Raw genomic sequence first — 16,740 nt, forward strand, 5'->3', positions numbered from 1 at the left:
CGTCCCCGGGGCGGCGCCGCCCGCTCGTCACGATCGCCCGTTCACGTCCGCCCGCGCTCGCCGTGGGTGGAGCGAAGCCGGAGGCGTTCGGCGTCGACCGCCCTGGACCGGATCTGTCTGGGGGGTGCATTAAGGTCCCTCACCCGCAGAGGGTGGACATGGCACGGACGAACCTCGATCAGTTCTCCTCGCGTCGGTCGACGGTGTACGGACGCGACGGGGTAGTGGCGACGAGCCAGCCGCTCGCGGCCGAGGCCGGCATCCGGACGCTCCGCGAGGGTGGGAACGCCTTCGACGCGGCGGTCGCCACCGCCGCGACGCTGAACGTCGTCGAGCCGACCTCGACCGGGATCGGCGGCGACGTGTTCGCGCTCTACCGGACCGCCGACGGAGAGGTGGGGGCGATGCGCTCCTGCGGCGGCGCGCCCGAGGGGGCGACCCGCGAGCGGGTCACCGACGCGCTCGCCGCCGAGGATGGCGGTGACGCCTCCTCGGTCGAGATGCCGATGCGCGGCCCGCACACCGTCACCGTCCCCGGGACCGCTCGCGGGTGGGAGACTACAGTGCAGGAACTCGGTCGGCTCACTCTCACCGACGTACTCGGACCGGCCATCGACTACGCCATCGGGGGGTACCCGGTCACCGAGGTCGTCTCGGCGCAGTGGCAGCACGGCGAGGAGCTGTTCACCGACGACCACGCCCGCGAGGCGTTCCTGCCCGCGGGCCGTCCCCCGAACGTCGGGGAGACGGTGTCGCTCCCCCGGCTCGGGCGGACGATGGAGCGCATCGCCGAGGAGGGTGCCGACGTCGTCTACGAGGGCGAGGTCGCCGAGGCCATCGCCGACGAGGTCCAGTCGAAGGGCGGGTTCATGACCGTCGACGATCTGGCGGCGTTCGAACCCGAGTTCCTCGATCCCGTCTCGACCACGTACAACGGCGTCGAGGTGTTCGAACTCCCGCCGAACAACCAGGGGCTGATCGCGCTCGAGGCCCTGAACATCGCCGAGGAGATCGGTGCCGGCGACCACCCGCAGGGGTCGGTCGAGAGCGTCCACGCGTTCGCCGAGGCGATGAAGCTCGCCTTCACCGACGGCCACCACTACATCACCGACCCCGAGTACGAGGAGGTCCCCCCGCTCGGGTCGAAGGCGTACGCCCGCGAGCGCGCGGCGGCGATCGACACGGACGCCCCGACCGAGGCCGACATCGGCGTCCCGAACGCCCCCGCCGAGGACGCCGACACCGTCCTGCTCTGCGTGGCCGACGACGAGGGTAACGTCGTCTCGTACATCAACTCCCGGTACGCCGGCTTCGGCTCCGGACTCGTCGCCGGCGAGACGGGTATCGCGCTCCAGAATCGTGGGGCGTCGTTCTCGCTCGATCCCGACCACCCGAACCGGATCGAACCGGGCAAGCGGCCGTTCCACACCCTGATCCCGGCCGTCGCGAAGTTCGACGAGGACGACTGGGCCGCCTTCGGCGTCATGGGCGGGTACATGCAGCCCCAGGGCCACGTCCAGACGCTCTCGAACGTCGTCGATCACGACATGTCGATCCAGGCGGCGCTCGACGCCCCGCGGTGGCGCTCCCGCGAGGACGGCTCGCTCGCACTCGAGGGCCGACTCGCCGCCGACGTCGGTGCCCCGCTCGACCGGATGGGCCACGACGTCTCGGTGCTCCACTCGGGGCAGTTCGGCGGGGCCGAGTTCGTCCGCAACGAGGACGGCACGCTGTCGGGGGCCGCCGAACCACGAAAGGACGGCCAGGTCGGCGCGTACTGATGGGTGGGGACGACCCCCCGGAGGAGGCTGTCGAGCGCGCGACCGCGGTTCGCCCGGACGGCGGCGAGCCGGTCGACTACGCCGCCCGCGCGAAGGACCACCTCGGGTTCTCCCGCTGGTGGCTCATCGTCGCGGCCGTCCTCGCGATGGCCGTCATCAGCCCCTACCAGTACGTCTGGTCGTCCATCGAGGGGCCGCTGGCGAACGACCTCGGGATCCCGCTCCCCCAGCTGGGCTTCGTCTTTACGCTGTTCGTGATCTTCCAGGCCGGCTCCCAGTTCCCCGTCGGGTGGTGGCGCGACGAGCACGGACCCCGCGCGGTGACGCTCGTCGCCGCCGTCCTCGCCGGCGGGGCGTACTACCTGCTCGCCTACGCGACCAGCATCTGGCAGCTGTACGTCCTCTACTCGGTCGGCGCGATCGGGGTGGGGATCGTCTACACCGTCGCGGTGAACACGGCGATCAAGTGGTTCCCCGACAGGCGCGGGCTGACGACGGGACTCGGGACGATGGCGTTCGCGGGCGGCGCGGCGCTGTTCGTCCCCTTCGTGCGCGCGAACGCCACGGTCGAGGCGTACGGCGACGTCCTCCGCGCCATGGGGGTGATCATCGCCATCGCCATCCTCGTCGCCGGGTTCGTCCTCCGAGACCCCCCCGAATCCTGGTACCGGGCGCTCGAGGACGACGAGACGACGGGGAGCGACGCCGACTACACCTCCGGGGCGATGCTCCGGACCTGGCAGTTCTGGCTGATGTACGCGATGTTCATCGGGGTGAGCGGCGCGGGGCTGATGCTCACCGCGAAGATCGTCTCGTTCGCCCAGGCGATGGAACTGGACGCCGTCACGGCGACGCTGTCGGCGACGCTACTGCCGATCGCGGGCGGGGCCGGCCGGCTGCTCCTGGGCGAGCTCTCCGACCGGGTGAACCGCCGGGTCGCGATGGCCGTCACCTTCTCGCTCTGCGGGCTCGGGCTGTTCGCCGTCGTCGAGTTCGCTCGCGCCGGGACGACCCTCGCGTTCCTCCTCTCGGTGGTGGTGGCGACGTTCTTCTGGAGCCCGCAGTACACCCTGTTCCCCAGTATCGTCGCCGACTACTACGGCGAGGCGCGATCCTCGGCCAACTACGCGCTGCTCTACTCCGGGAAGATGTGGGGCGGCGTCTTCGGGGGGGCGGTGGCCGGGTGGGCCGTCACCGTCGTCGGCTGGTCGACCACGTTCCGTATCGGCGGGGCGCTGGCCCTCTGTGCCGGGCTGGCGGCCGTCCTCCTGCGGCCGCCGGCGCGCGAGTCCACCTCCTCCACGACGGGCACGCCGGTCGGGCAGGACTGAGTCCCGAATCCCCGGCCGTCTCGGGTCCGCCACCCGTCAGTCGAGCCCGCCCGTCTCGCCGGAGGCCACCGGTGGGAGTGTGCCGTCGTTTTGATTAAATGACACGAGTGGGACGTGCGGTTCCGGACCGGGAGCCGTGGGATGTCGGGATGGCCGATCCGTTCGACGCGAGGAGGACGCGCCGCGAGCGGTCTCCTGCTACGACCGGCGGGAGGGGCGAAACGAGGTGCTGCCGCGAGGTCGGCGTCCGACGAGGGCGATGAGGACGGATCGTGCTCACCCCTCGCTCCCGTCCGGCTCTCGGGGGGCGACGTCGCGGACGAACCCCTGGACGGCAGCCACCTCGTCGCCCTCCATGATGGGGGTGACGTTGACCTCGCTGTCGACCGTGGAGCCGTCGCTCGTGACTAGCCTCACCTCGAGTCCGAGAACGGGCTCACCGTCGAGGGCGGCCCCGTACCGCCTGCTCGCCCGTTCGAGGTCGGCATCGGACACGTACTCGGCGAAGTGCGTCCCGACCATCTCGTCGGGATCGTAGCCGAGGAACTCCTCCGCGGCCGGCGAGACGTACTCGAAGAACCCCCCCGGGTCCGCCCGGAATATGGTGTCGGGGCTGAGTTCGGCGATCTGCCTGAACTTCTCCTCGCTCTCGCGGAGCCGTCGCTCGGTCTCGGAGCGATCGATGGCCGTCCCGAGCAGGTTCGCGACCGTCCGGACGAACGTCACCTCGTCGTCGGTGAACGACCGCTCCTCGACGGTGTGGGTACCGAACACCCCCCACGGCTCCTCGTCCCGCCCGATCGTCACGCTGAGTCCCCCCCGGACGCCCGCCTCGGTCAGCAGTTTCGCCCCCTCGAAGCGCTCCTCCTCGGTCAGGTCGGCGACGACGGCCGACCCGTCGACGAGCGCGTGCCCCGCCTGTGAACTCGTGCCGTCGGGGACCATCGCCTCCCCGACGAGTTCCTCGTCCCAGCCGGCACCCGCGACCAGGAGGAGGTCACCGTACGCCGGACGGTGTTCGAGCACGTTCGCGTAGTCGGTCCCGAGCTGCTCGACGGTGGTTTCGACCGCCTGGGTGAACAGCTCCGAGATCGGGACGCCCTCGAGCGCCCGCTGGGCGAGGGTGGCGATGGCCTCCTGCTGGTGGATCTTCCGCTCCAGGGTCGCCTCGGCACGCGCCTGGCTCACCAGGTTCTCGATGCGATTGGCGAGGACCTTGAACTGATCCGTCCCGGTCACCTTCTGGAGGTAGTCGTTGACGCCGGCCGAGATCGCCGCGCTGGCGATCTCCTCGCTCCCCTTCCCCGTGAAGAGCACGAACGGGAGGTCGGACTCGCGCTCGCGGACCGCGCGGAGGAACTCCAGTCCGTCGGTCCCCGGCATGTCGTAGTCGCTGACGACGCAGTCGACCGGCGAGGACTCGATGTGTTCGAGCCCCGCCGCCACGCTCGTCTCGACGGTCACCGAGAGCGACCCCGACTCCCGTTCGAGTAATAGTGCTGCGAGGTCCACGAACTCCTTGTCGTCGTCGACGTGGAGCACGCGGATATCGGTCATTGCTACGTCAAGATGCCCCCCGGATATAAATCGGTTACCTCCCGAAACGAATCCCGGAGTCGATCCGTGGTGGGTACCACGCTCCTGCCTCGACCTCCGGCACGCCCCGGGCCGCTGTACGGTCGACCGGGTTCGATACCGGGCGTGACCCCTCGCTTCGCTTACCGGACCGTGGCCGTCCCCGTATGGTGTCTCACGACGGACCGCTACCACAAACTAGTTGTTTCGTGCGTCCCTGACCATACGGTGAGTGGGATGGGGATACGCGAGATCAGTGGGCTCGCCACCGGCGTGTACGTTCCCGCCGTACGTCGACCCACGAGGCTGCTATGAGGTGGTACCATCGGTAACGACGGACACCCGGACGGAGCGCGGGACCGGGCCATCAGCCGCCGCCGGCTCCTGAAGGCGGCCGGGCTCGGCATCGCCGGGGCCGGGATCACCGCGGCACTGGGTAGTGCCGTCACGAATCTATCCGCGCCGACGTCGACGCCCACGCCATCGTCCGGGGGGAGCGATAGTAGCGAAGAGGGTGTCTCGGACGACTACTCGTACTTCACCGGGGGCGTGACTTCGTTGTCCGATTACGGGGGTTTACAGGCGGCGGTGGACGGCACGCCGGCCCGTGGCGTGCTGCTGATCGACGAGGACGTGACGGTGTCCTCCCGGATCGACCTGCCATCGAATCTAAAGATCCAGGGCGACGGCGGTACGATCAGTGTGGCGGGTACCAGAACCCGGACGTTCGAAGGCGACGGCGTGGAGAACGTCTGGATCGACGGGATCGACTGGAACGGACGGCGCAACAGCCACTACTTCGGTATGTCGATGTTCGAGGGAGACTGTGCGAACATCAGGATAACCAACAACGTGCTGCGGGAAGCCTCGGGCAATTTCGTATCGTTCAGAACGAGGGGGGCTGGAACGCTCCAGGAGGACATCTACGTCGGGGGTAACGTGCTGCGAAACGAGCGAGAACCGAGGGACGACGGTCACGGGATCGTCTGGGGGTCGGACGACGAAGGGGAGGGTCGACACGTGCTCTTCGAGGGGAACATGCTCCGAAACTACGGGGCGTCTCAGGGTATCGGGTTCTTCGCGAACGAGCGGGAAGGCCCCGTGGGGCGTCTCGAGAAGTTCGCGGCTGTAGGGAACGAGATACTCTGGGAGGGGCGCGGCCGGCAACTGGGCGGACATGGGGTCGTCGCGGAGGGGAACACCCACAGGTGCGTGCTGTACGGTAACCACGTCGAAGGACCAGACAACCCGTTCAACGGGTTGTCGGTCACCAAGGAGGGCGAGAAGAACCTCGTCGTACGGAACTACTCGGAGGTCGGCAAGTCCGGCCTCACGATACAGAACTACGAATTCTACGAGCCGAGCGGTCCGCCGAGCCACAATATCTTCGCGCGGAACCTCGTGAGGAACTCGGACGCGGGCTTCCACCTCAGGAACACTGACACGCCCAACGCCGTCTTCCAGAACCGGTTCGAGGACTGCGATACCGACATCAGACTCTCCGGTTCCCGGACGAGCGGTTACTGGGAGAACAACGGTGGATACGCCGGCGAGGTCGGTGTTCCCGCGGATCTGGGAACCTCCGTATGGGTGCAGACCAACGACGGGAGCTGGAGCGGAGCCGCCTCCTGGAGCCGCGGCAGCAGTGCTCCGGACGACCCGGTCCGGGTCAACGTCAGCGTCGACCGAGATGACGGCTAGCCGGTGGGAGAGCGAACGACCGACCGGGACGGAGGTGGAGAGCGTATCGGTCTTCGGCGAGAAGAGGCGAGGAAAGCGTATCCCGGACGTCACCGGGGAATCCCGGGGGTATACGCCTCCGGACGATACTGACGCAGGAAGCCTAGGCCGGGATTTGAACCCGGGCTCTCGTCCTTACCAAGGACGCGCTTTACCGCTAAGCTACCCAGGCAGGCAGTAGTTGGTAGCCGCGATTCGTCTTTAGTCGTTTCGGATTGGACCGCGGTCCGGCCCCGTGGAAGCGGGGGAGCGCCGGACGCGACCCGTCTCAGACGAACGCGAACACGAGGAGCGCGAAGACCGCGAGCGCGATGCTGTACTTCAGGCCGCTGAGCACGCTGTCGTTGGCCAGCTTCCCGGTGATGAGTCCCGTCCCGACCGACTGGACCAGCGCCGAGTGGAAGAAGACGGTGTGGTAGAGGTCGATCGAGGACCTGCTCAGCTGGACGGGGTTGTTCGAGGTTCCCTCGCCCGCCGCGGCGGCCTGGGTGACGACGGGACCGAGGAACGACTTGTCGATGATGACGATGACGGCGAGGTAGACGAGGAACCCCATGACGACGATGGCGGTGTAGGAGTTGAGCTTCTGTCTGCGGTCGCGTTCGAGCCGGTAGCGGTGGCGGGTGTCCTCGGCGGCGGTGCCGAGCACCCGGTGGAGGTCACCCGTCGATCGGGAGCCCTCGGCGACGATCTTGCAGGTCCGAGTGAGCTGTGGCACCTCCAGCCGGCCGGCGAGCGAGAGCAGCGCCCGCCGGATGTCGTTGTTCCACTCGATGTCGTTGCGGACCATCCGGAGCTCCTCGGCGAACGACCCCGAGAGGTTCCGCGCGACCAGTCCGAGCCCCTCGGTGAGCTGGATGCCCATCTGGTTGGCGCTGGCGAGGATGTCGAGCGCGTCGGGGAGCCGACGGGTCACCGTCCGCTTGCGGCCCTGCTCGTACTCGTGAAACGCCGTCAGCGGGAGCGTGACGACGAGGAACGGCAGGACGAACAGGAGCGACGTCGTCCGGAACGGATCCGCGACGATCGCGTCGGGCGTCGGGGTGGCGAGCCCCGCGACGATCACGAGACCGGCGAGCGCGAGTGCGCCCGGGACCGTCAGCCCCAGGGTGTAGAGCGGCTCGCGCCGGAACACCGCCACCGGGTCGGAGAAGAATTCGCTGATCTCGCTCCGGCGGCGGATGCGCTGGAAGGTCTCGAAGTGGGGGTGAGCGCGCACGACGTCGCTGGCCTCCCCGCCGGCGAGTTCGGTGACGTCGAGGTCGTGGCCCGGCTCGCGGTACGGCTCGGAGAGCGTCGCGATGACGACGAGGAAGCCGGCCATCCCGAGAGGGACGACGGCGTAGACGACCGCCAGCAGCGGGACGACGGTCTGTGCGCCGAGGAACGACATCATGATGAGCGTCACGACCAGGAACAGCGGCGCGGCGACGAACCCGACGATGAACAGCTCCGAGAGCGTCGCGAGCGTCTCGAGGAACGACTCCTGTTCGGACATCGCCCGATCCATGTACTTGTCGGACTCGTCCCGGAGGAAGTTCGTGACGTCACCCCCGGAGTCGAGCACGGAGAGCAGGTCGTCGAGGAACTGCTCCATGTTGTCGCTGGGGGTGAGGTTCCGCGCGTTCCGGAGCGCGGTGAACACGTCGTTGCCGAACAGGTCGATGTCCCGGACGACCATGTCGAACTCGTTGGCGACCTCGCCGTAGGTGTCCTCGGCGTCGGCCATCCGGCGGGCCACCTCGACGAACTCCATCCCGCCGAACGAGAGCGCGTACCCGTAGACGATGGCGTGGGGGAGCATGAGGTCGATGTTGCGCCGGCGGCTGTCGACCACGTAGCTGGGGTGGTAGTACCGTGCCGCCCAGGCCGCCACGACCGCGAACACCGAGGTCACCGACGCGATGACCGCGCCGGCGATGGGGGCCCGGTTCTCCGAGAGGAACCCCGCGATCCCCGACGACATCGGGACGGGCGACTCCGGAGCGAGCGCCTCGAAGACGCCGAACGTCGACAGCACCCACGTCAGGAGCAGCCCGAAGAGGAGGCCGAACAGCCCCGCGAGCGCGGCGTACGTGACCGTCCGGGTCAGGTAGAGGTCGTAGGTGGTGCCGAACCGGCCCTGGTTGAGCCGGCGCTGGAGCCCGACGTACTCGTCGGAGTGTGACTTGAAGTACGCCCGGATGTAGCCGAACTTCTCGCGGAGGACCCGCTTCCGAGCCCGGGTGACGTCCCACTCCCGCGGGAAGTACTGCTCTGACTCGTACTCCGGGACCGGAACCCGGTCGTCGCCGTCGGGGCCCGAGCCACCGAACCGGCTTCCTGACTCGTTGCTCACCTACTCGACCTCCAGATCGGATGGGTCGAGGTCGTCCGCCCGAATCGCCTCGAGCACGCGGTCCTGGTCGGCGATGAACGTGTGGATGGTCCGGGCGACGTCCTCGTACCACGTCACGTCGTTGTCCAGCAGGTACTCCAGCACCTCCTGACGGCGGTCGAACTCGCGGTTGAGTCGCTTGGTGCTCCACCCCCGATCGTCCGCGATGTCATCGAGCACGTCCGACTGGAACGTCTCGTTGTACGAGTCGGTCTTCGGGTCCCAGTCGAACACCTCGTTGACCGAGATGTCGTCGTCGTCCCCCCGCGCGAGCAGCTCGGTGATACTGTCGTTGCGTCTGACGCGCTGGTCGCCGAGCATCACCTGCCGCTGGATGGAGATGATGTCGAGCTCCTTCAGCATCTGGGTGGGGACGTTGAGCGGCTCGTTCTCGATCCGGTTGATGACGCCCTTGACCGACTCGGAGTGGAACGTCGAGTAGGCGGCGTGGCCGGTCGCCATCGCCTGGAAGAACGTCAGCGCGACCCGTGACTCCGTTCTGATCTCGCCGACGAGGATGTACTCCGGTCGCTGGCGGAGCGCGGCCTGGAGCTGCTGGTACATCGTCACCTCGCCGCGACCCCCGGAGGTCGTCGACTCCCGGGTGACCGACTGCACCCAGTTCTGGTGGGGCAGGGATATCTCGCGCGTGTCCTCGATGGAGACGACCTTGGACTTCTTCGGGATGAAGAAGGAGACGGCGTTGAGGCTCGTCGTCTTGCCCGCGCCGGTCCCGCCGGCGAACAGCAGCGAGCGGTTGTTCTCGATGGCGAGCCAGAGGTAGGCCATCTCCTCGACGGAGAACGTCTCCCAGTTGATCAGGTCGATCGGCGTGTCCGGCACCGAGGAGAACTGCCGGATGGTGAAGTTCGGCCCCCGTGTGGCGATCTCGCCGCCGAACGTCAGCTGCACGCGAGAGCCGTCGGGGAGCGAGCCGTCGACCATCGGGTTCGCCACCGAGAGGTGCTTGCCCGAGCGCTGGGCCATCCGCGTGACGAACGAGGAGAGCTCGCGGCTCCCGAACGAGACGTTGGTGTCCAGGTCGCGGTGCTCGTCGTGGTAGACGAACACCGGGACGTCCACCCCGTCACAGGAGATGTCCTCGACGTTGCCGTCGCGCATGATCGGGTCGATGCGCTCGTAGTCGAGGAAGTCCCGCTGGAGGTAGTAGAGGATCTTGTGGACCGAGAGCGGCTCGATGGCGGCGGTGTGTGCCGCGACGAGCTCGCCCGCCCGCCGGGTGAACGTCCGGGTCCGGTCCTCGTCGTCGCCGACGTCGTGGTACATCAGGTTGTTCCGGAGGACCTTCGTCAGCTCGTCGAGGACGTACTCCTCGTACTCGTCGAGTATCGGCTCGGTGATCCGGTACCGGCGGTCGTCGGTCTCCGCCTCGTCGAGGATCGAGACGTACGCGAACGGCTCGTTCACCCAGTAGCGATCGATCTCGTCGTACTCCCCGAGGTAGGAGAAGTCGAACAGCCCCGCCTCGACGGACTCCTCGGCGGGGATCCCCGCGAACTCGCGCAGGTTCGACTCGGCGATCGACTCCTTGGCGTCGGCGAGGACCGCCCGCCGCGTCGGGTGGTCGACGAGCTCGTCGTCGATCGAGAGCTCGTAGAGGTCCGAGATCGACGGATCCGCCCCGTCACCACCGCCCGGACGATCGGATCCGGTGGCGGATCCGCTCGATCGCCTCCGGAGGGTGCCCGTGACCCCGGCGATGGCGTCGGCGATCGTCTCCGTCATCCCGCCACCGGCCGCCGGATCTGACGGGTACTCAAGTGGCCCGTCGTCTGATTCACTCCCCATCGTTTCTTCTCGACGGGTTACGCCGATGCGTGGATAAACGTTGACTCCGATCCAGATATTGAACCGCCCGATAGTGGCCGACTCAGCTTCTGTGCATCCGACTAGGGGTATATCCCTTCGGTGGAGTACTCCACCGCATGCAGGCAGGTCTATGGGGAGCTAGCGGCGAGCGGGGGTCCTCGGAGGTGCTCGGCGCGATCCTCGTGTTCGCCATCCTCGTCGCCGCCATCTCCGCCTTCCAGGTGACGGTCGTGCCACAGCAGAACGAGCGGGCGGAGTTCGACGCCTATCGCAGCGCCATCACCGACGTGGCGGAGGTGAACACGCAGATCGTCCGCACGGCCGGGCAGGGGACCGAGGGGAGCGCGATGATACGAACCGGGGTCCGGTATCCGGCTCGGGCGGTCACGCTCAACCCACCCGACCCGATCGGGTCGGTCGAGCTCACGAGCGCCGCCTCGGCGAGCGTCCTGAACGCCCGGGCGGTCGACCCCGACGAGGCCGACTACTGGGACGGCTCGGCCCGATCGTTCCCCACACAGCGACTCCGGTTCCGCCCGGCGTACAACCGGTTCGAGGCCGGCCCGGTCACGGCGACCGGTTCGCTCGTCTACCGCCAGCCCGTCCGCGGCACCCCGATACGGGTCTCCGACCAGTCGATCGTCAGGGGGACCCGCCTCTCGCTGGTCGCGGTCCGGGGGGAGATGTACGCGGCGAACGAGCTCGTCACCCTCTCGACGACCCCGGTGAGTACCTCCGCCCGCACCGTCAGGATCACGGGCACGACGGACGCGGACGGCGACACCGAGCCGATCCGCCTCCAGATCCCGACCGACCTTGACGGTACGACCTGGAACGCCCTGCTCGCCGGACAGATCGGGTCCGATCCGAACCAGAACGTCCAGTCCGTGAGCGTCTCGGGGGGCGTGGCGACCGTCGTGCTCGACGGGTCGAAGACCTACACGCTCCAGCTCTCGAAGGTGGAGGTGCGCGAGCGATCCGACGACACGGTCGTCGGGTCGACCGATCCCGCCTACGTCGTCTCGCGCGCGGACACGAAGGTTACGACGACCGACGCCCCGGTCACGCTCTCCGTACAGGTGCTCGATACGTTCGGTAACCCCGTCGCGGGCGAACCGGTCAGCTTCAGCGATGACTCCTCCGGGACGTTCTCACAGTCCGTCGTCGCGACCGACGATCGGGGCTGGGCCACGGTGGAGTACTCCAACGGCGCGACCGGCGATGCCACCGTCGAGGCCCAGTGTGACGACTGCGTCGGGAGCAGTGCCGCGACGAAGGTGGTCTTCGACGTGACCGTCACCGGCGGAGTCGAGAGCATCAACCGCGCGCCGACCGTGGAGGTGATCGACATCGAGAAGATCAACAGCAACCGAAACGTGTTCGACGTGACCGTGCGGGCGACCGATCTGGACGACAACCTCGCCAGCGTCGAAGTCAGGCTCACCGATCCGAACGTCGACGATCCGGACGGGACGTCCATCAGCGGCCGTTCTGAGAACGTCAACGGTGGTTCGGAGGTCGTGACCGTACGGCTCGACACCGACGACACGGAGACGAACGGCGACAACCGGCTCAACGAGTACCACATCGGAGTCGTCGTCCAGGACGGCGACGGCGCGATCGACGCGGAGAGCGTCGTAACGTCGGGGCAACCTAACTCCTGATCCGCCGTCCCACCCGCGCCCTTTCTCTCTCCCCGGCCGCCCGACCCCGCTCACCTCCGACGACGCCTACTCTCGCCTGCTGGCGGTCTAAAACGCCGGAAATGCGTTCTTCCGGAACACCGTCTGCCCCCCGGATCGGTGCGGCCACGGCAGTCCGATCGAGCGCTCGTCCGATGGGTCGGGAGCGACAACGCCACACCGTATCGGTCTCCGTCCCCGGACCCTCGGCCGGCGGTCCTGACGCGAGGGCATCCGACCACTCAGACACGCGGCCCGTCTCGTCCGAGCGCGTCTCGAAGAGCTACCCTCACGGTCGATCGAACCGAACACGCGCTCGCGGCGCACACCGTCGTTTCCACCTTCCCAGCGCTCTCGTCCAGTTCCCGCTCGCGCTGTGACACACGTCGATCGCCCTCTTGCCGGCGCGCCCGGGGCTGGAACTACCGTCACCCTCCCACCATCACCATCGACGACGGGATCGTGGACCCGGTGGCGAGTCGATGTACCTCCGCTCCAGTTCCGAAGTGAGACGTTCGCCGCCGAGCCGGTTTGCCGTTCGGTTCGACGGGGGGACCCGGATCGCCGTCGCTCGAACCCCCGCGTCGGGTGTGATCCATCGCCCTGGCCTCATGCCGTCGACGCGAGTCGTCGCTCCCCCCTCTGCTCGCTGTTCGGTGGGATCGGTCCGGAGGAGAGGCTGCTCGCCGGTTCGAGGTTCGAGCGGTCCGGTCTTCAGACCGTTTCGAGGTCGATCCGATCGACCGTCGGCGACCCCGCGACCGTACCCGTATCCAGTTCGATACGGAGTCGGAACGCGGTGGCCGAGACGTCGTTCGGGAACTCGACCGCGTACGTGCTGTCGGCCGAGTTCAGCGCGATCGGATCGCTCTGGACCTCGTCGGGGCTGTCGGGATTGGCAACGACGTACACCGTCACCGAGCCGCCCGAGACGCCGGCGTCGACGCCGTTGAGCCGGAGCGAGTCGCCACTCGCCGGGTCGGCGAAGTGCTTGACCCCCGTGACGTGGGTCCCGCTCTGCTGATCTAACTGCTCGATCTCGTCGGGGGTGAGCACGCGGTCGTAGATCTGCACCTCGTCGAGGTGCCCCTCGAGGAAGTCAGAGGTGCCGGTCCCGAAGCCGTAGTCCGCGTTGTCCGAGTCCTGGGCGAGGCTCATGACGTCGTCGGACCCGATACGGTGGCCCGTCGTGAACGAGTGGACCTCGGTGCCGTCGACGTAGTAGGTGACCCGACCGGTCGAGTCGTCGAGCGTGATCGCGATGTGGTGCCAGTCGCCGTCGTTGACCACACCGTCGCTGGATTCCTCGCCGTCCTCACCGTCGTCCTCGTCGTCCTCACCGTCGTCGTCGCGGTGGAAGCTCCCGTCGTGGACGGCGAGCCGCGCGTCCTGGTCGTCGTCGTCGCCGGCGTAACACCCCGGTTTGCAGAGGAACCAGAGGATATTGTTCGATCGGTCGGCGTGGTTCGCCGAGACGATCGCCTCCTTCCCGCCGCCCTCGCGGTCGGTCCGCACCCATGCCGACCAGGTGAACGACCCGTCGGCGATGTGCGAGGCCGTCCGCGATCCGAGGTCGACGTACGCGCCCTTCTCGAAGGAGATGTCCGTCTTCTGTGGCTCGAAGTGGATGGAGGTCCCACCGAAGACGCCGGGCGCGCCGCGGTCGTACGCGTCGTGGTCGGCCAGCGAGTCGTCCTTGAGCGTCCCGTCGTTGAGCCCGGTCGCATCCTCCACCGTGACGCCGCCGGTACCGTCGAGCGGGTAGTAGCTCACGAGTCCCGGCACCGACGGCCCGCTCGCCTCGTAGCCCAGCCGGAGACGGGTCGGTAGGCGGTCGCCCACGTCGTCGTGGACGACCCGGGTCGACTGGCCCTCGTCCCAGTCGGTCGAACTCGACCAGACGAGGCGCGTGGCCGCCGCCGCCGCCGGGAACCTGGCGAACTTGCGGCCGTCGTAGAGGAGCTGGTTCGACCGGACGTGGATCACCCGGACCCGGACCTCGTCGCCGGGGTTGAACGACTGGCCGCCCAGAACCGCCGTGTCGCCGGGCTCGAACGTCGGGCCGGCGAGCCCGGCCGCGAGGTCGGTCCGAGAGGACCCCTCCGGGCCGTCGATCACGACGACCACGTCGTCGGCCGCCACCGTGTCGCCGCCGTCGTGGTCCAGGTTCACCGCCCCCGGCGTGACCGACACCCCCACGTCGACGACCGGGCCGGCATCGCTCGACGCTATCGGGGCGAGGACGGCCGCCCCGAGGAGCGCCAGGAAGAGCACGACTATCGCCACGAGGAGGATACTACCGAGGACCTCCGACTGACCACGGTTACCCCGACACTGCATCTAGCCGTGCTGGCCGCCCACCGGGGAAAAAGCTACAGTCCGCTTCAGACCCCGATACGAGCGGTCGTCGGCGCTTGCCGGGGCTACCGTCTCCCCTCTCCGTCGTCCCACCGAACGGTGTCCGAGCGCTTCGGTTAGCCGCTTCGCGGTGCCGTCCCGCCGACCTCGTTGCCCCCGAGTTCGGTCAGCCGGTCGACCACGTCGTCGGTCAGCAGCTCGGCGGCGGGGGGGAACCCCGCCCGGTCGCCGACGAGGTCGGCGGCGAACGCCCCGGTCTCCGGCGCGTCGGCACCGACGGCGGTCGCCCCGGCGAGGACGGCGAGTTCGACGACGTCCCGTTCGAGCTCCCGGTCGAGCGTGGGATCCTCGCGCTCGCGGCGCTCGGTCTGGTCGCGACCGAACGACCGGACGACCCCGACGGCGGCGGCCGCCGCCTCCGTCCGGGCGAGCAGGTAGAACCCGCGGGAGACGAGCACGTTCGCCGCGAGTATCTCCATGTCGGCCGGGACGTCGGCCGCCCCGTCGGCCCCGCTCCAGGGGTCCTCGTTGGCGAGCCGCCGCGTGAGCCGGAGTCCGACGTAGATGAGCTGGACGCCGACGGCCCGTTCGGTCAGCCCGTCGATCCCACTCGGATCGACGTCGCCGAACAGGTCCGCGACGACGAGCGTCAGGGAGCCGGGGACGGTCGACCCGCTCTCGAGGAGCGAGACCATCTCCCCCCTCAGGTCGTCGGGGACGACGTCACGTACCGCCTCCTCGGCAGCCCCCCGGACCGCGGCGGCTTCCTCCATCGCGAGACTCTAGGGCAGTTAGGGCCAAAGACCTTTGGAAACTACCCACAGACGAGGCCTCCGTCAGCGGGAGGGATTGGACCGGACACGGCCTCCACCGGGTACCCGAGTCGACGGCTCTCGCCCCGTCCGTCGTCCTCTCGGGTGATCGGAGCGTGACTCTCCGCGCGTGAGGCCGTCCCGCTCCGCCGATCGGTTCCCGTCGCGGGTCCCGATCCCGATGCCACCGGGATCGCCAACCCCCGTCGATTATACCCCGTCCCTTCGACCGTCGGCCCATGTCCGGACACACCGCCGAACGCATCACACTCGTCCGGTTGCCCTCGGGTGTCCCGATCCAGACGAGGGTCCACACCTACGGGGACGGCGACGGCCCGACGCTCTACGTCCAGGCGGCCCAGCACGGGCGCGAGATCAACGGGACGGCGACCCTCCGACGGCTCCACGAGCGGCTCGACCCGACTGACGTCTCGGGGACGCTTGTCGCCGTCCCCGTGGCCGACCCGCTGACGTTCGATCAGGTGGCGTACACGACGACCGAGCCGATCGACAGCGTCAACCCGAACATGAACCGCGTCTGGCCGGGTGACGAGTCGGGGACCCTCCACGAGCGGATGGCCGCCCGGCTGTGGTCGCTGGCCGGCGAAGCCGACGCCATCGTCGACCTCCACACCGCAAGTAGGGACTCGCTCACCCACGTCGTCTTCCGGGAGGACGACGCCGACTCCCGGGATCTGGCCGAGGCGTTCGGCACCGATCTCCTGCTCGCCGAACTCGCCGACGAGGAGGCCGACGAGGAGTGGCACGCCCGCGACTTCGGCGGCAAGCTCCGGGTCGCGGCCTCCGAGGAGGGGATCCCCTCCATCACGCCCGAACTCGCCCACAACAAGGAGATCGTCGAGTCGGCCGTCGAGACGGGCGTTTCGGGCGTCATGAACGTCCTCCGGGAGCTCGGGATGCTCCCCGACTCCCCCCAGGGCGGGACCCCGCCGCTCTACCGGAATCACCTCGGTCGGGTCACGGCCGAGGACTCGGGACTGTTCCGCGTCGAACCGGGTGTCGAGATCGGCCAGGAGGTCGAGGCGGGCGAGCACGTGGGCACGCTGTACGATCCGACGAGCTACGAGGTCCTCCAGCGTGTGGAGACCGATCGCGCCGGCCTGCTCTACACGGTCACCCGTGAGTCGACGGTGAACGCCGGGGACTCGCTCGTCCGGGTGGCGCTCCCGCTCGACGGGTAGCGGGAGCGGGGCGGCGGGAGGACACCGCTACCGACACACGACAAGACATATA

10 protein-coding genes and 1 tRNA gene are annotated in these 16,740 nt (G+C 68.5%); 5 read left to right on the forward strand and 6 right to left on the reverse strand.

Annotation, left to right across the window (positions count from 1 at the left end; translation table 11 throughout):
* Window positions 1–158 precede the first annotated feature (158 nt).
* A complete protein-coding gene (gene ggt / locus WDJ58_RS09865; RefSeq protein WP_338917531.1) occupies window positions 159–1,781 on the forward strand; it encodes a gamma-glutamyltransferase in 1,623 nt (540 codons plus the stop codon).
* On the forward strand, window positions 1,781–3,112 hold the full coding sequence (locus tag WDJ58_RS09870) for an OFA family MFS transporter (protein WP_338917532.1): 1,332 nt from the start codon (window positions 1,781–1,783) through the stop codon (window positions 3,110–3,112). The genes ggt and WDJ58_RS09870 overlap by 1 nt, the downstream gene beginning before the upstream one ends.
* Window positions 3,113–3,388: 276 nt before the next feature.
* Here the strand turns inward: WDJ58_RS09870 and WDJ58_RS09875 are convergent, their stop codons facing one another.
* A complete protein-coding gene (locus tag WDJ58_RS09875; RefSeq protein WP_338917533.1) occupies window positions 3,389–4,669 on the reverse strand; it encodes a PAS domain S-box protein in 1,281 nt (426 codons plus the stop codon).
* A gap of 606 nt (window positions 4,670–5,275) precedes the next feature.
* Between WDJ58_RS09875 and WDJ58_RS09880 the strand changes: the two genes are divergently transcribed.
* A complete protein-coding gene (locus WDJ58_RS09880; RefSeq protein WP_338917534.1) occupies window positions 5,276–6,388 on the forward strand; it encodes a NosD domain-containing protein in 1,113 nt (370 codons plus the stop codon).
* Window positions 6,389–6,527: 139 nt separating this feature from the next.
* On the opposite strand, the gene WDJ58_RS09885 is transcribed toward WDJ58_RS09880, so the two are convergent.
* The 3 genes from WDJ58_RS09885 to WDJ58_RS09895 all read right to left on the reverse strand — a co-directional run bounded on the left by WDJ58_RS09885 (window position 6,528) and on the right by WDJ58_RS09895 (window position 10,613).
* Window positions 6,528–6,599, reverse strand: a tRNA-Thr gene (locus tag WDJ58_RS09885).
* 96 nt (window positions 6,600–6,695) lie between these two features.
* The gene (locus tag WDJ58_RS09890; RefSeq protein ID WP_338917535.1) at window positions 6,696–8,765 is read right to left on the reverse strand and encodes a type II secretion system F family protein; all 2,070 of its coding nucleotides are present in this window, start codon (window positions 8,763–8,765) and stop codon (window positions 6,696–6,698) included.
* The gene (locus tag WDJ58_RS09895) at window positions 8,766–10,613 is read right to left on the reverse strand and encodes a type II/IV secretion system ATPase subunit (protein WP_338917536.1); all 1,848 of its coding nucleotides are present in this window, start codon (window positions 10,611–10,613) and stop codon (window positions 8,766–8,768) included.
* A 137-nt stretch (window positions 10,614–10,750) separates the two neighbouring features.
* On the opposite strand from WDJ58_RS09895, the gene WDJ58_RS09900 reads away from it, so the two are divergent.
* The gene (locus WDJ58_RS09900) at window positions 10,751–12,298 is read left to right on the forward strand and encodes an Ig-like domain-containing protein (protein WP_338917537.1); all 1,548 of its coding nucleotides are present in this window, start codon (window positions 10,751–10,753) and stop codon (window positions 12,296–12,298) included.
* A gap of 732 nt (window positions 12,299–13,030) precedes the next feature.
* Here the strand turns inward: WDJ58_RS09900 and WDJ58_RS09905 are convergent.
* Complete coding sequence (locus tag WDJ58_RS09905; protein ID WP_338917538.1) at window positions 13,031–14,656, reverse strand: LamG domain-containing protein; 1,626 nt, start codon at window positions 14,654–14,656, stop codon at window positions 13,031–13,033.
* Window positions 14,657–14,790: 134 nt separating this feature from the next.
* Window positions 14,791–15,447 (reverse strand): DUF7114 family protein, encoded by a 657-nt coding sequence (locus WDJ58_RS09910; protein WP_338917539.1) that lies wholly within the window; start codon window positions 15,445–15,447, stop codon window positions 14,791–14,793.
* A 278-nt stretch (window positions 15,448–15,725) separates the two neighbouring features.
* Between WDJ58_RS09910 and WDJ58_RS09915 the strand changes: the two genes are divergently transcribed.
* Entirely contained in the window at window positions 15,726–16,688 is a 963-nt protein-coding gene (locus WDJ58_RS09915) for a succinylglutamate desuccinylase/aspartoacylase family protein (RefSeq protein WP_338917540.1), read from the forward strand.
* The last annotated feature ends 52 nt before the right edge of the window (window positions 16,689–16,740 follow it).

The sequence above is a fragment of the Salinirubellus litoreus genome (assembly GCF_037335815.1).
Taxonomy (GTDB): Archaea; Halobacteriota; Halobacteria; order Halobacteriales; family Haloarculaceae; genus Salinirubellus; species Salinirubellus litoreus.

Bases quoted from the DNA above. Each gene is read 5' to 3' on its own strand.
- ggt (WP_338917531.1), top strand. From the start codon at position 159: ATGGCACGGACGAACCTCGATCAGTTCTCCTCGCGTCGGTCGACGGTG.
- WDJ58_RS09870 (WP_338917532.1), top strand. From the start codon at position 1,781: ATGGGTGGGGACGACCCCCCGGAGGAGGCTGTCGAGCGCGCGACCGCG.
- WDJ58_RS09875 (WP_338917533.1), bottom strand. From the start codon at position 4,669: ATGACCGATATCCGCGTGCTCCACGTCGACGACGACAAGGAGTTCGTG.
- WDJ58_RS09895 (WP_338917536.1), bottom strand. From the start codon at position 10,613: ATGGGGAGTGAATCAGACGACGGGCCACTTGAGTACCCGTCAGATCCG.
- WDJ58_RS09900 (WP_338917537.1), top strand. From the start codon at position 10,751: ATGCAGGCAGGTCTATGGGGAGCTAGCGGCGAGCGGGGGTCCTCGGAG.
- WDJ58_RS09905 (WP_338917538.1), bottom strand. From the start codon at position 14,656: ATGCAGTGTCGGGGTAACCGTGGTCAGTCGGAGGTCCTCGGTAGTATC.
- WDJ58_RS09910 (WP_338917539.1), bottom strand. From the start codon at position 15,447: ATGGAGGAAGCCGCCGCGGTCCGGGGGGCTGCCGAGGAGGCGGTACGT.
- WDJ58_RS09915 (WP_338917540.1), top strand. From the start codon at position 15,726: ATGTCCGGACACACCGCCGAACGCATCACACTCGTCCGGTTGCCCTCG.